The organism is Streptomyces sp. NPDC127595, from assembly GCF_042671685.1.
Lineage (GTDB): Bacteria > Actinomycetota > Actinomycetes > Streptomycetales > Streptomycetaceae > Streptomyces.
In genome coordinates, this window is the sequence record NZ_JBHXWK010000003.1 from 276,652 (window position 1) to 290,222 (window position 13,571).

Sequence of the window (13,571 nt, forward strand, 5' to 3'; positions counted from 1 at the left end):
ACTGCCCCGTTAGGGATGATTTCTGACCCGTCGTCATCGACGAAACATGTGACCCAACCGCGGTAGATTCTTTGCACACCGGTGTGCAACTATGTGGCCGCGGACGACCGGAGTGATCTTTGGCTCAGGTGTGGCTCAGTGCAGCCCCTGCGACGCCTTCCTCCGTTCGTCCGATCCCCCCACCAACGAACTTGGAAACGGACTCCATGTCGCAGCACAGAATTTCACGTCGCCGACTGCTGAGCGCAGGGATGGTGTTGGGTGCCCTGGGAACGGTCGGGGCGGTGACCCGGGCCATGGCGATGGCCCCCGACGGGGAGCTGAGCTCTCAGGGCGACCAAGTCACCTACCCCTCACCGGATCTGACGCCCTACGTGGACGACCTGTGGATACCCCCGTCGCTGAGCGGTGACCGCACCCTGTCGATGGCCCGGTCCAGCCACCGCTTCCACCGGGACCTGGGCACAGCGCCCACCTGGTCCTTCGGCGGGCAGCCGTATCTGGGGCCGACGATCGAGGCCCGGTCGGGCGAGACCCTCAAGCTGACGTTCACCAACAACCTGAACGGCCACCTGTTCGCCAACTCGGTCGACACCACCCTGGACGGAGCGTCGGAGGAGGACCGCACGCGGCCCCGCACCTCGGTCCATCTGCACGGCGCGGTCGTGCGGCCCGAGTTCGACGGGCACACCGAGAACACCTTCCGCACCGGCGCGTCGATGACCTACCAGTTCACCAACGGGCAGGAGGCCACCGCCCTTTGGTACCACGACCACGCGATGGCGCTCACCCGGCTGAACGTCCCCGCGGGGCTCGCCGGGATGTACCTGATCCGGGACCAGTTCGACACCGGCACCTCGAGCAACCCGCTGGGCCTGCCGAGTGGCGACTACGAGATACCCCTGATCGTCGCCGACCACCGCTTCAACGCGGACGGCTCCCTCAATCCCCGTACCGCCCGCAGCACCCCCGAGGGCACGCTCCAGGAGCCCATGGTCGGCGACACGATGACGGTGAACGGTGTCGTGATGCCGACGCTGGAAGTGGCGCGCGGGCTCTACCGGTTCCGGCTGCTGAACGCGTCCAACTGGCGCGCGTACCACCTCTACCTGTCCAACAACATGCCCTTCCGGGTCATCGGGAACGACGGCGGCCTGCTCAACAGCAGTGTCAGCACCACGTCGATCCGGGTCAGTCCCGGTGAACGCGCGGATCTGCTGATCGACTTCTCCGGCCTGTCCGGCGGCGACACGGTCGAGCTGCGCAACGACGAGCAGGTGAACCCCTCCATCGCCGCCATCACCGGCGGCTACACCCTGCCCCGGGTCATGCGCTTCACGATCTCCAGCAGCACGGGCTTCACCAAGGCCGCGCCGACCAGGCTGCGGGGCGGTCCGTCCCAGCCCGCGCCGCTGCCGCCGGCCACGGCAGTGCCGACACGGCGAGTGGTGGGCCTGACGCTGACGGGCGAGGGCATGGCGCTCAGCAACCTCTGTTACGGCGACGATCCGGTGGAGCAGCCCAAGCAGGGCAGCACCGAGGTCTGGGAGATCGTCAACTCCACCGTGGAGGACCACCCCGTCCACCTCCACCTGGTGAACATGCGCGTCCTCAGCCGCCAGTCCTTCGACATCAACGCCTATCTCAAGGCCAACCCGGCCCCCTCCATGGGCAACCGCTGGGCCCCGCCGGCCGACGCCTACCTGACCGGCCAGAGTCAGGCCCCGGCCCCCTGGGAGGCCGGCCTCAAGGACACCGTGCTCTGCCCGCTCAACACCGTCACCCGCGTCCTGATCCACTTCCCGACCGCCGACGAACTGGGCTTCGACCCCGACGCGACGTTCACCTCACAGAGCGGTGAACGTCTCCAGGGCTACGTCTGGCACTGCCACCTCATCGACCACGAGGACGACTGCATGATGGCCAAGTACCGCATCGTGTCCTGACGCTGACGCCGGCCCTGCCGGTCGCCGGGTCGTCTCGCGGCGACCCGGCGGCGGTGGACTCCGAGGGGCCCCTGTCCGGCCGGCCCTGTGGTCAGGCGGAGTGGAGTGTCTGGGACGGGGTTTCCCCGAAGCGGGCCCGGTAGCGGTGCGAGAATCGGCCCAGGTGCGCGAACCCCCACCGGTAGGCCACGTCAGAGACCGTGACCGTACCCGGCGCCGAGATCTTCAGCTGCTCCCGAGCCCGTTGCAGCCGCACCTCGTTGACGTACGTCATCGGGGACATGCCCAGGTTCTTGCGAAAGGCCTCCTGGAGGGTGCGCAGGCTGACCTGGGCGATGGCGGCGAGCTGACTGGCGTCGTAGGGCTCGGCCGGGCGCTCGCGCACGGCGTCCATCACCCGCTTGACCGCGGCGGGCCGCATGCCCGGGGGCGTTGCCTCCAAGGCCGCGCGGTACTGGTGATCGCTCGCCAGCAACAGGCCTTCCAGCAGGGCCTGTTCGATCCGTCCGGCGAACATCGGCTGTTGCAGCAGGCCGTTGGGCAGATCCCGGTCCAGCAGGCTCCAGTTCACCAGGTTCGTCCAGCTGAGCCCCCGACCGGAGCTGGTGTCGATGACCGGCGCGATGACCGGGCGGCGGTGCACCGGCCGGCCCAGCAGTGTCTCCAACTGCCGTACCAGCGCGGCCTTGTCCACCTTCACGGTGATGATGGCGCAGTCCGGCGACCAGTCGTCGATGAGCATGTCGCCCGCCGGGTCGAAGACCACCGCCCGGCTGGCGGTGGCATACGAGGTCGGTCCCCTGCCTTGGCGCGCACTGTGGGAGCCGGTGAGCGGCATCGCCAGGTTGTAGTAGCCCAGCTCGCCCGTCCGCGCCCTGATCGGAGTACCGAAGCTGATCTTTCCGACGGTCAATCCGCCCAGATCGACGACGGCCAGGTCCGTGACGAAGTCGTCTGTCTCTCCCAGTACGTCCAGGCGGAAGTCGTAGTAGTGCGCGTTGATCGCCGCGTGGGCTTCCTCCACCGCGCGCGTGCTGTAGTTGCTGAACCCAGCCGGCCGTTCCTGCTTCGCCTCCATGACCGCCCCTCGTCGACTCCAGGATGCGCCCATCGGGGTGTCCGCTGCGGATACTTGGCGGGTACTCGGCGGAGGCCTTCGAATGGTGGTGCGGCCCCCGCGCCAGCCACGTCCGGGACTCGAAGCTCGGCGCCTGGAGCCCTCGGTTCACGATCACCTCGGACGCCTGGGAGGCCTTCGTCGCATACGTCGCCGGGGCTTGAGCTTCGGGGCCCAGGACCCGAGTTTCTTTTGCAAGGAACGGGTGGTGGGTTCAACCCACCCTCCCACCCTCCCCGCGCCTCAACTGCCCCGCACACCAGCAGACATGACTTTTCGTGATCGGCTTGCGACGCACCGTCGCGACCGTCTACCGTTCGCAGCAACAAACGACCCCGGCAGGTGTTAGCAGCACCGAACCGGGGTCTGACCGCAAGATCGACACTCTAGGAAAAGCGATCTCATGGCTTATGAAGACCTTAGCGTTGCCCTGCCCGCGCCCGCACACCCCATGGCGAACCCCGGCTACGGCAAGCGCTCCGCACCGGACCAACTGCCCGTCCGCGCAGTCACCTTCGGGCATCTTCCCGCCCGCGAGGCGTATGTCGCCGGATTCCTGGACCGGCTTCCCGACGGCGCCGCGATGGACGCCAAAACCCTCGCGAAGGCCCTTCCCCTCTACGGCCAGCAGGCCATCCGGACCGCGCTCAACAACCTCTCCGCGGCAGGGCATCTGCGCCGGGTACGCCGCCGGGCCGAGGTCAGCGACACCGGGACCCGGTGGGTGTTCCACACGTACTGGTCCCGTACCGCACGTGACAACGAATGGTGGGCCCGGCTCCTCGACGGTGACGTACCAGGTGCCGAACCGGAAGCCGAATCTGGAGCCGAACCGGATCCCGTGGCGCCCGGGGCATCCCGCGAGCCCGTACCGAAGGGCGCCCCCGGCGACGTACGGCCGAAGCAGGCCGGCCCGTCCCCCGCCTATACGGCTCTCGCCCAACTCGGCCGTACGGAACCGCGTTTGGCGCTCTCCGCCGCCGACTGCGCCGCCCTCGAAGGTCTCGCCGCCGACTGGCTGGCCCGCGGGTCCGACACCGCCCAACTGCTGCGGAGCCTCGCCGCCGGGCTCCCCGAACAGGTCCACTCACCCCGGGCCCTCGTCCAGCGACGGCTGCGCGACAAGATGCCGCCCGAACTGCCCACGCCTGACGTGCGCGTGCCTCGCAACCTCATGGAGTGCACCAACTGCCGCGTACCCGGCCGCCCGGAGGCCCTGCCCGGAGGCCTGTGCCGCGCGTGCCGGGAAGCGGGCGCAGGTGCCAGTGCCAGTGCCAGTGCCAGTGCCAGTGCCGCCACAGCCTCACATGCCGTACTTCCCGCAGACGTCGTACGCCATCGCGTCGACCAGTTGCGCATCGCACTGCGCGAACCGTGTCGCACGTGACCTGTGGAGCCCTCCGGCCTCAGCCCCTCGGCCTCAGCGCTCCGACCTCAGTGCTCCGCGCCTCGCCAACTGGTTGCCCATCCCATCAACAGGAGTTCATCGCATGACCATGCGATACCCTCGCATCATGGCCGCCAAGAAGCCCATCTCCGTAACCCTGGACCCTGACGTGCTCGAAGAGCTGCAGCGTCTCGTCGAAGCGGGAGAGGCTTCCTCGCTCTCGGCGGCGATCAACGAGACCATGCGCAGCCGCGTGGAGCGACGGCGCAACGCCGAGCGGGCTCGCGCGTACATCGAGGAGACCTTGCTCGGCGGGCAGACGCTGAGTGAAGAGGAAGTCGTCGATGCCCGCGGGATGCTGGCCGCAAGCAAGGCCCGCACGGCCGCACGCCGTACGGGCGGTAACGCGGCGGCATGAGCGACGGGATCGTCCTGGACCACCATGGTCTGCTCGCGCTGGGCAGCGGGAATCGAAGACTCTCGGGGTTCGTCGTAGCAGCTCATGAGGACCCGCTCTACACGCTGTCCGTCCCCGCACTCTGCCTCGCCGAGGCCACCCGGAACCGGCCGGGCGTCTCCGCACACCTGGCACAGCTCCCGGCGGTCGAAGTCACCGTGATCGACCGGATCGTCGCTGACACCATGGGTCGCATCGGGGCCGCGCTCTTCCCCGAGCAGGGCTGGCACGTCCTGCACGCGGTCGCGGCAAGTCTCGTCTCCGGGTGGGAGATCGCCACCACCGAACCGCAGGAGTACCGCGGCTTCGGAGTGCCTGTGCTTCCCGTCAATGGGAGAACGGACTGACGCGGCGAGTGCCTCCCTGAAGAACATTTAGCGGAACGTGCCGTCGGCTGCCGGAGCGGCGCTGACCGCCGCGGAGGGGCAGGGCAAGGGAACATCGTCAGCGGCGCCGAAGTAGCTGGTGACGGCGTGGCGTGAGGGGCTGGCCTGGTCGGTGCCGTGAAACCTGCGCCTGGACGGCCTGACGTGTATTGACGTTGACGGCGTTCAGTCAGCGATGAAACGATCATGCGGCGCCACAAATGGGGCGCTTCACACCAACTCCCCGCTGACCACGGGGAGAACGCATCCTACCGAGGGCCCCAGTTCTTCACCCTGCGCTGTGGCACAAGCACGTGGGGCAGGTCGTGGACGCGAGAGGGCGAAGAACCTCGGGCACGGGACAGGCCCGAAGTCGCAAATCGAAGTTGCGGCTTCGGGCCTCGTCGTACCGTATCGGACCGAGCGGGTTACAGCCCGTTCTCGCTCATTCCGTGCACCGCCGGGACGGTGCCAAGGCGGCCCTTCTGGAAGTCCTCGAAGGCCTGCTGGAGCTCCTCGCGGGTGTTCATCACGAAGGGTCCGTAGTGGGCCATGGGCTCGCGGATCGGCTGACCGCCGAGGATCACGACCTCCATGTCCGGGGTGTTGGAGTCCTGCTGCTCGTCCGCGCGGACGGTCAGCGAGGTGCCGGTGCCGAAGACGGCGGTCTGGCCGGTGTGGACCGGGCGGCGGTCCGTACCGACGCTGCCGCGGCCCGCGAGGACGTACGCGAGACCGTTGAAATCCTCGCGCCACGGGAGCGTCAGTTCCGCGCCGGGCGCCAGGGTCGCGTGGACCATGGTGATCGGCGTGTGCGTGATGCCCGGGCCCTCGTGGCCGTCGAGCTCACCGGCGATGACGCGGAGAAGCGCGCCGCCGTCGGGGGTGGTCAGAAGCTGCACCTGGCCGCCGCGGATGTCCTGGTACCTCGGGGCCATCATCTTGTCCTTGGCCGGGAGGTTCACCCAGAGCTGGAGACCGTGGAAGAGGCCACCGGACATGACGAGGGACTCCGGCGGAGCCTCGATGTGCAGCAGGCCCGAGCCCGCGGTCATCCACTGGGTGTCACCGTTGGTGATGGTGCCGCCGCCGCCGTTGGAGTCCTGGTGGTCGAAGGTGCCGTCGATGATGTAGGTCACGGTCTCGAAGCCGCGGTGCGGGTGCCAAGGAGTGCCCTTCGGCTCCCCGGGCGCGTACTCCACCTCACCCATCTGGTCCATCATGATGAACGGGTCGAGGTGGCGGTAGTTGATCCCGGCGAACGCACGGCGGACCGGGAAGCCCTCGCCCTCGAAGCCGCCGGGCGCGGTCGTCACGGTGAGCACCGGGCGGGCCACGGCATCGGCGGGCGCCACCACACGGGGCAGGGCCAACGGGTTCTCGACGGTCACTGCAGGCATGTCGGTACCTCCTTGTGCGTTCACTTTAGTTGATTGTTGAACTTTCTGCTACCCGTAACGACGGACGCCCGGAGGGCATTCCCTCCGGGCGTCCAGCACTGCTTCAGATACGTCAGCCGTACATACGGCGCATCGCGAAGTCCACCATCTGCTCGACCGCCTTGGCGTCGAAGACCATGCGGTGCTCGCCCTCCATGTCGAGGACGAAGCCGTAGCCGGTGGGGAGCAGGTCGATCACCTCGGCGCCGGTGATCACGAAGTACTTGGACTCCTTGCCGGCGTACCGGCGGAGCTCCTTGAGGGAGGTGAACATGGGGATGACCGGCTGCTGGGTGTTGTGCAGCGCGAGGAATCCGGGGTTGTCGCCGCGCGGGCAGTACACCTTCGACGTGGCGAAGACCTGCTGGAAGTCCTCGGCGGCCATCGACCCCGTGGTGAACGCGCGGACCGCGTCCGCGAGGGACGGCGGGGACGGCTCGGGGTAGAGCGGCGGCTGCTGCCCGTACCCGCCGGGCATCTGGCCGCCCGGCATCTGCCCGGGCATCTGCTGCTGGGGCGCGGCGTACCCCTGCTGTGCGCCCGCGTTCTGGTCATAGCCGTACATGGGCGCAAGCGTACCGAGAGGGCCGTCCGGGCGGGCGGGTACGGGGGTGACGGACGGGGCGACGGACGGAGGCAGCGGACGGGGCGGGAGCCATCTGCCTCCGGCGGTCTACCTCGTCACAGATGACCGTCCGGGGTTGCGCCTTATTACCGACGGGTAGCATCATCGTAGCTACTAGCCGGTACGTGTAACGAGGCCCGAGTTCTCCGAAGAGCTTCGGCCTCCCCGATCCCTTACGGAGCCGTCGCCATGGGGCACTACAAGTCGAATCTCCGCGACATCGAGTTCAACCTCTTCGAGGTGCTCGGGCGCGACAAGCTGTACGGCACCGGCCCGTTCGCGGAGATGGACGTCGATACCGCCAAAAGCATCCTCAGTGAGCTGACCAGGCTCTCGGAGAACGAGCTCGCGGAGTCTTTCGCCGACGCCGACCGCAACCCGCCGGTCTTCGACCCGGAGACCAACACCGCGCCCGTACCGGCGTCGTTCAAGAAGTCGTACAAAGCCTTCATGGACTCCGAGTACTGGCGTCTGGGCCTGCCCGAGGAGATCGGCGGCACGACCGCCCCCGCGTCCCTGATCTGGGCGTTCGCGGAGCTGATCCTGGGCTCGAACCCGGCGGTCTGGATGTACTCGTCAGGACCGGCCTTCGCGGGGATCCTCTTCGACGAGGGCAATGACGTACAGAAGAAGATCGCCGAGATCGCGGTGGAGCGGACCTGGGGTTCGACCATGGTCCTCACCGAGCCCGACGCGGGCTCCGACGTGGGCGCCGGCCGTACGAAGGCGATCCAGCAGGAGGACGGCTCCTGGCACATCGAGGGTGTGAAGCGGTTCATCACCTCCGGTGAGCACGACATGGAGGAGAACATCCTTCACTACGTGCTGGCCCGCCCCGAGGGCTCCGGCCCCGGCACCAAGGGTCTCTCCCTCTTCCTCGTACCGAAGTACCTCTTCGACTTCGAGACCGGCGAGCTGGGCGAGCGCAACGGCGCCTACGCCACGAACGTCGAGCACAAGATGGGCCTCAAGGCCTCCAACACCTGCGAGATGACCTTCGGCGACCGGCACCCCGCCAAGGGCTGGCTGATCGGCGACAAGCACGACGGCATCCGCCAGATGTTCCGGATCATTGAATTCGCTCGGATGATGGTCGGGACGAAGGCGATCTCGACCCTCTCGACCGGCTACCTGAACGCCCTTGAGTACGCCAAGGAGCGCGTCCAGGGTCCCGACCTCGCGAACTTCATGGACAAGACCGCGCCCAAGGTCACCATCACGCACCACCCGGACGTGCGCCGCGCGCTCATCACGCAGAAGGCGTACGCCGAGGGCATGCGCGCCCTGGTGCTGCACACCGCGTCCGTCCAGGACGAGATCGCGGTCCGGGCCGCGGCGGGCGAGGACACCTCCCAGCTGCACGCGCTCAACGACCTGCTCCTGCCGATCGTGAAGGGCTACGGCTCCGAGAAGGGCTACGAGCAGCTCGCGCAGTCCCTGCAGACCTTCGGCGGCTCCGGGTTCCTCCAGGAGTACCCGATCGAGCAGTACATCCGCGACGCCAAGATCGACACCCTGTACGAGGGCACGACCGCGATCCAGGGCCAGGACTTCTTCTTCCGCAAGATCGTCCGCAACCAGGGCGCGGCGCTGAACTCCCTCGCCGAGGACATCAAGAAGTTCCTGGCGCTCGGCACCGGCGGCGAGGAGCTCTCCGCAGCCCGCGAGCAGCTCGCCAAGGCGGCCGTCGAGCTGGAGGCCATCGTCGGCCTGATGCTCACCGACCTCGCGGCGACCGAGCAGGACGTCAAGAACATCTACAAGGTGGGCCTGAACACGACCCGGCTGCTGATGGCCTCCGGTGACGTGGTCGTCGGTTACCTGCTGCTGCGCGGTGCCGCGGTCGCCGCCGAGAAGCTGGAGACGGCGTCCGCCAAGGACAAGCCCTTCTACAGCGGCAAGATCGCGGCCGCGAAGTTCTTCGCCGCCACAGTCCTGCCGGGTGTCACGGGTGCGCGCAAGCTCGCCGAGGGCGTCGACCTGGACCTGATGGAGCTGGACGAGGCCGCTTTCTAGCCTTGGCCAGCCCGCCAGGGCCCGTCGCTCCGCACCAAAGCCGCGTCACCACGCACTCCAGGACAGGGCGGACACCTGACCGGAAGCTGTCCTTCCGGTCAGGTCTCCGCCCATGTCCGCCCTTCACAACCCCGTTACCAGGGCCCTCTCCCATCCCCGGGAGCGGGCCCTTTCGGCGTCGTTAAGGTGAACCCCATGAGCACTCCCCCCCGCTTCGACCGCGGCCACACCGACGACCTCATGCCCTTCCTGGCGGCGAGTCCGACGCCGTACCACGCCGTGGCGAACGCCGCCGAGCGGCTGGAGAAGGCCGGATTCCGTCAGGTCGCCGAGACCGACGCGTGGGAGGGGACGAGCGGCGGGAAGTACGTGCTGCGCGGGGGTGCGCTCATCGCCTGGTACGTACCTGAAGGTGCCGAGCCGCACACCCCGTTCCGGATCGTGGGCGCGCACACCGACTCCCCCAACCTGCGGGTGAAACCGCGCCCGGACAGCGGGGCGCACGGCTGGCGGCAGGTGGCCGTGGAGATCTACGGCGGGCCGCTGCTGAACTCCTGGCTGGACCGGGATCTGGGCCTGGCCGGACGGCTGTCGCTGCGGGACGGCTCGACGCGCCTGGTGAACATCGACCGGGCGCTGCTGCGGGTGCCCCAGCTCGCCGTCCACCTGGACCGTTCCGTGTCGACAGAGGGCCTGAAGCTGGACAAGCAGCGTCATCTGCAGCCCATCTGGGGGCTGGGCGAGCAGGTCCGCGACGGTGATCTGATCGCGTTCCTGGAGGAGGAGTCGGGGCTCACGCCCGGCGAGGTGACCGGCTGGGACCTGATGACCCACTCCGTCGAGCCGCCCTCCTATCTGGGCCGCGACAAGGAGCTGCTTGCGGGCCCGCGCATGGACAACCTGCTGTCCGTGCACGCGGGCACGGCGGCGCTGGCGGCGGTCGCGACGGCCGACTGCGGTGAGCCGTATCTGCCGTACATCCCCGTCCTCGCCGCCTTCGACCACGAGGAGAACGGCTCGCAGTCCGACACCGGCGCGGACGGGCCGCTGCTCGGCAGCGTCCTGGAGCGTTCGGTGTTCGCGCGCGGGGGCTCGTACGAGGACCGGGCGCGTTCCTTCGCCGGCACCGTCTGTCTGTCCTCCGACACGGGCCACGCCGTGCACCCCAACTACGCGGAGCGGCACGACCCGACACACCACCCGCGCGCGGGCGGCGGGCCCATCCTCAAGGTGAACGTCAACAACCGCTACGCCACGGACGGTTCGGGCCGTGCGGTCTTCGCCGCCGCCTGTGAGAAGGCCGGCGTGCCCTTCCAGTCCTTCGTCTCCAACAACTCCATGCCCTGCGGCACCACCATCGGCCCGATCACCGCGGCCCGGCACGGCATCAAGACCGTCGACATCGGGGTCGCCATCCTGTCCATGCACAGCGCGCGTGAACTGTGCGGCGCGGACGACCCGTTCCTGCTGGCCAACGCGATGGTGGCGTTCCTGGAGGGCTAGTCGCCAGGATCTCTCCGCCTGCACTGGCATGTCCAAGGCGGCTCCGGGTACCCGGAGTTGGCCAGAACGACGCCGAGTTGAATGCAGGGAGGCGACACCCATGGGCCTGGGCGGATGCATCATTCTGATCGCCGCAGGAGCGATCCTCACGTTCGCGACCGACTGGGACATGCAGGGGGTCAACCTCGACCTGGTCGGCATCATCTTCATGATCGTCGGACTGATCGGGGTGGCCACGTTCAGCAGCATGGCCCGGCGCAGGCGTGTGGTCGTCGGGTCCAGCGCCCCGGTGATCGACGAGGAACCCCCTCACCGGGGCAGCTACCGCGACGGCTACGGTGGCTGAGACAGGCCTCTTGGGACAGGGCGCGCGGGTTAAGCGTCCATCCCCGCGAGGACCAGCGGCAGCCGGTCCGTCCCGCCCTCGGTGATGCGGACCGGAACGCCCCAGTCCTGCTGATGGACATGGCAGGCCGGGTATTCGTTGTCCGGATCGTCGTCGCAGGACGCGGCCATCGCGGAGACGTGCAGGACGCCCTCCGTGACGGCGGGGTTCAGTTCCAGGGCGCGGGAGAGATCGGTTCCCGCGCCCTCGCCGTCGAGCAGCAGCTCGGGCGGGGTGGAGGAGACGAGCAGCCGGGTGGACGGGCCGTACCGGGTGTCCAGCTTCTGGCCCGCCGGGGCCTGGAAGATGACGTCCAACTTCAGCGCCCCCGGGGCGACTTCGGTTGCCGCGCGCTGGGTGCGGTGGGCGACCGACTCGACCCGTACGGCCTCCTCCGGGAGCCGGAGCCGGGTCAGCCGGTGCCGGGCCGACTCGACGACCACGATGTCGTCCCCGACGAGCACCGCGTCGCTCGGCTCCCTCAAGTCGGTTGCCAGGGTGGTCACTTCACCGGTGGCGGGGTCGTAGCGGCGCAGCGCGTGGTTGTAGGTGTCGCTGACGGCGACCGAGCCGTCGGGCAGGGCCGTGACCCCCAACGGGTGCTGGAGCAGCGCCTGTTCCGCGGGACCGTCTCGGTGCCCGAAGTCGAAGAGCCCGGTGCCGACGGCGGTGTGCACGGCTCCGTCGAGGCCGACCCAGCGCAGCGCGGAGGTCTCGGAGTCGGCCAGCCAGAGCCGGTCGGCGGTGGCGGCGAGCCCGGACGGCTGGGCGAACCAGGCCTCGGGGCCGGGGCCGTCGACGAGGCCCTCGTTGGTGGTTCCGGCCGTGACAAAGACGCTGCCGTCGGCCGGGTCGTAGACCCACAGCTGGTGCACGCCGGCCATGGCGATCCACACGCGCCCGCCGAACACGGCGACGTCCCACGGTGAGGAGAGGTCGACCTCGCGCGCGGGCCCGGCGACCGGCGACCCCTGCCACCACTGGCGCCCCGTGCCCGCGAGGGTGGCGACCTCGCCGGTCGCGAGGTCGAGCCGGCGCAGGGCGTGGTTCACGGTGTCGGCGACGACCACCGACCCGTCGTCGAGCAGCGCGAGACCCTGCGGCTCACTGAACGCGGCCCGCGTGGCCCCGCCGTCCGCGAACCCCCGTACACCGGACCCGATCCGCCGTACGACGGTCTCCGCGTCGTCCGCCAGTTCCACCAGCTGGTGCCGGGTGGTGTCGCTGACCAGGAAGTTCCCGGACGGGAGGAGCACGGCCTTGCCGGGGAAGCGCAGCTCTGTCGGCTCGGGCTCGGGCGCCACGTACGGCCCGTCGCCGCGTCGCAGGGTTCCCTTCGCGGCATGCTCGGCCTCCAGTTCCTCGACGAGCCGCGCGATCGCGTGCGCGTGCCCCTCACCGGCGTGCTGCGCGACGACGTACCCCTCGGGGTCGATCACGACGAGCGTCGGCCAGGCGCGGACGGCGTACTGCTTCCAGGTCGCGAGCTCGGGATCGTCGAGGACCGGGTGCTCGACGCCGTAGCGCTCGACGGCGTCGACGACGGCCTGGTGCTCGGCCTCGTGCGCGAACTTCGGCGAGTGCACCCCGATGATCACCACCGTGTCCCGGTGCTTCTCCTCCAGCTCCCGCAGCTCGTCCAGGACGTGCAGGCAGTTCACGCAGCAGAATGTCCAGAAGTCGAGAACGACAATGCGTCCTCGCAGGTCGGCGAGGGTGTACTGCTCGCCTCCCGTGTTCAGCCAGCCGCCCTCGCCGATCAGCTCGGGGGCGCGGACACGGACGCGACGGGGTGTGGAGTGAGCCATGCGGTCAAGGGTGCCACTAGCGTCTGCCCGGCGGATCAGGCCCTAGGGGAGGGCATGGCCCGTCGTCGCGTCCACGTGCGCGGGGACCTCGTCGTGGTGGTCGCCGACCGTGAGGGTGCCGGTGGGTTCGAACATCAGGATCGCGGTGCGGCGCGGGGCGTACGGCCTGTGTTCGGTGCCGCGCGGGACGGTGAAGACGGAGCCCTTGGGGAGTACGACGGTCCGCTCGCCGGCCGCTTCCCTGAGCGCGATGTGCAGCTCGCCCTCGACCACCAGGAAGAACTCGTCGGTGTGGTCGTGCACGTGCCAGACGTGCTCGCCCTCGACCTGGGCCACGCGTACGTCGTAGTCGTTGACTGCGGTGACGATGCGGGGGCTCCACAGATCGGTGAAGGAGGACAGGGCCTTGTCCAAGGAGATGGGTTCAGACATGGGTTCAGTCGTGGGGGCAGACATAGGGGCAGACATGGGTTCAGTCATGGGGGCAGACATGGGTTCAGAGATGGGGTCCATGGCCTCATCG

Annotated in this window: 12 protein-coding genes; 7 read left to right on the forward strand and 5 right to left on the reverse strand. The window is 68.9% G+C overall.

The window, feature by feature from the left end; all coding sequences use genetic code 11:
- The first annotated feature begins 284 nt into the window (after nucleotides 1–284).
- On the forward strand, nucleotides 285–1,946 hold the full coding sequence (locus tag ACFVKT_RS12265) for a multicopper oxidase family protein (RefSeq protein WP_385730411.1): 1,662 nt from the start codon (nucleotides 285–287) through the stop codon (nucleotides 1,944–1,946).
- A gap of 91 nt (nucleotides 1,947–2,037) precedes the next feature.
- Here ACFVKT_RS12265 and ACFVKT_RS12270 read toward each other — a convergent pair whose 3' ends face one another.
- Nucleotides 2,038–3,024 carry an AraC family transcriptional regulator gene (locus ACFVKT_RS12270; protein ID WP_385730413.1) on the reverse strand — a complete coding sequence of 329 codons (987 nt, stop codon included), beginning with the start codon at nucleotides 3,022–3,024 and terminating at the stop codon, nucleotides 2,038–2,040.
- Nucleotides 3,025–3,466: 442 nt separating this feature from the next.
- Here ACFVKT_RS12270 and ACFVKT_RS12275 point away from each other — a divergent pair, with 442 nt between their 5' ends.
- From ACFVKT_RS12275 to ACFVKT_RS12285, 3 genes are all read left to right on the forward strand, one after another.
- Nucleotides 3,467–4,450: a hypothetical protein gene (locus tag ACFVKT_RS12275; protein ID WP_385730415.1), complete on the forward strand. Its 984-nt coding sequence runs from the start codon at nucleotides 3,467–3,469 to the stop codon at nucleotides 4,448–4,450.
- 103 nt (nucleotides 4,451–4,553) lie between these two features.
- Complete coding sequence (locus ACFVKT_RS12280; protein WP_385730417.1) at nucleotides 4,554–4,868, forward strand: ribbon-helix-helix domain-containing protein; 315 nt, start codon at nucleotides 4,554–4,556, stop codon at nucleotides 4,866–4,868.
- The gene (locus ACFVKT_RS12285; RefSeq protein ID WP_385730420.1) at nucleotides 4,865–5,254 is read left to right on the forward strand and encodes a hypothetical protein; all 390 of its coding nucleotides are present in this window, start codon (nucleotides 4,865–4,867) and stop codon (nucleotides 5,252–5,254) included. The genes ACFVKT_RS12280 and ACFVKT_RS12285 overlap by 4 nt, the downstream gene beginning before the upstream one ends.
- A 446-nt stretch (nucleotides 5,255–5,700) precedes the next feature.
- On the opposite strand, the gene ACFVKT_RS12290 is transcribed toward ACFVKT_RS12285, so the two are convergent.
- Both ACFVKT_RS12290 and ACFVKT_RS12295 read right to left on the reverse strand, forming a co-directional pair.
- Nucleotides 5,701–6,672, reverse strand: a complete 972-nt coding sequence (locus tag ACFVKT_RS12290) for a pirin family protein (RefSeq protein ID WP_385730422.1) — start codon at nucleotides 6,670–6,672, stop codon at nucleotides 5,701–5,703.
- Nucleotides 6,673–6,784: 112 nt separating this feature from the next.
- The gene (locus tag ACFVKT_RS12295; protein WP_385730424.1) at nucleotides 6,785–7,276 is read right to left on the reverse strand and encodes an SseB family protein; all 492 of its coding nucleotides are present in this window, start codon (nucleotides 7,274–7,276) and stop codon (nucleotides 6,785–6,787) included.
- Between the two features lie 249 nt (nucleotides 7,277–7,525).
- Here ACFVKT_RS12295 and ACFVKT_RS12300 point away from each other — a divergent pair, with 249 nt between their 5' ends.
- The 3 genes from ACFVKT_RS12300 (at nucleotide 7,526) to ACFVKT_RS12310 (ending at nucleotide 11,201) form a co-directional block, all read left to right on the forward strand.
- Entirely contained in the window at nucleotides 7,526–9,352 is a 1,827-nt protein-coding gene (locus ACFVKT_RS12300; RefSeq protein ID WP_385730426.1) for an acyl-CoA dehydrogenase, read from the forward strand.
- A gap of 195 nt (nucleotides 9,353–9,547) precedes the next feature.
- Complete coding sequence (locus tag ACFVKT_RS12305) at nucleotides 9,548–10,855, forward strand: M18 family aminopeptidase (RefSeq protein WP_385730427.1); 1,308 nt, start codon at nucleotides 9,548–9,550, stop codon at nucleotides 10,853–10,855.
- Nucleotides 10,856–10,955: 100 nt separating this feature from the next.
- Nucleotides 10,956–11,201: a hypothetical protein gene (locus tag ACFVKT_RS12310; RefSeq protein WP_385730429.1), complete on the forward strand. Its 246-nt coding sequence runs from the start codon at nucleotides 10,956–10,958 to the stop codon at nucleotides 11,199–11,201.
- 29 nt (nucleotides 11,202–11,230) lie between these two features.
- Here the strand turns inward: ACFVKT_RS12310 and ACFVKT_RS12315 are convergent, their stop codons facing one another.
- Both ACFVKT_RS12315 and ACFVKT_RS12320 read right to left on the reverse strand, forming a co-directional pair.
- Nucleotides 11,231–13,048, reverse strand: a complete 1,818-nt coding sequence (locus tag ACFVKT_RS12315; protein WP_385730431.1) for an NHL domain-containing thioredoxin family protein — start codon at nucleotides 13,046–13,048, stop codon at nucleotides 11,231–11,233.
- A 42-nt stretch (nucleotides 13,049–13,090) separates the two neighbouring features.
- Nucleotides 13,091–13,480 (reverse strand): cupin domain-containing protein, encoded by a 390-nt coding sequence (locus ACFVKT_RS12320; RefSeq protein WP_385730433.1) that lies wholly within the window; start codon nucleotides 13,478–13,480, stop codon nucleotides 13,091–13,093.
- Nucleotides 13,481–13,571: the final 91 nt, after the last annotated feature.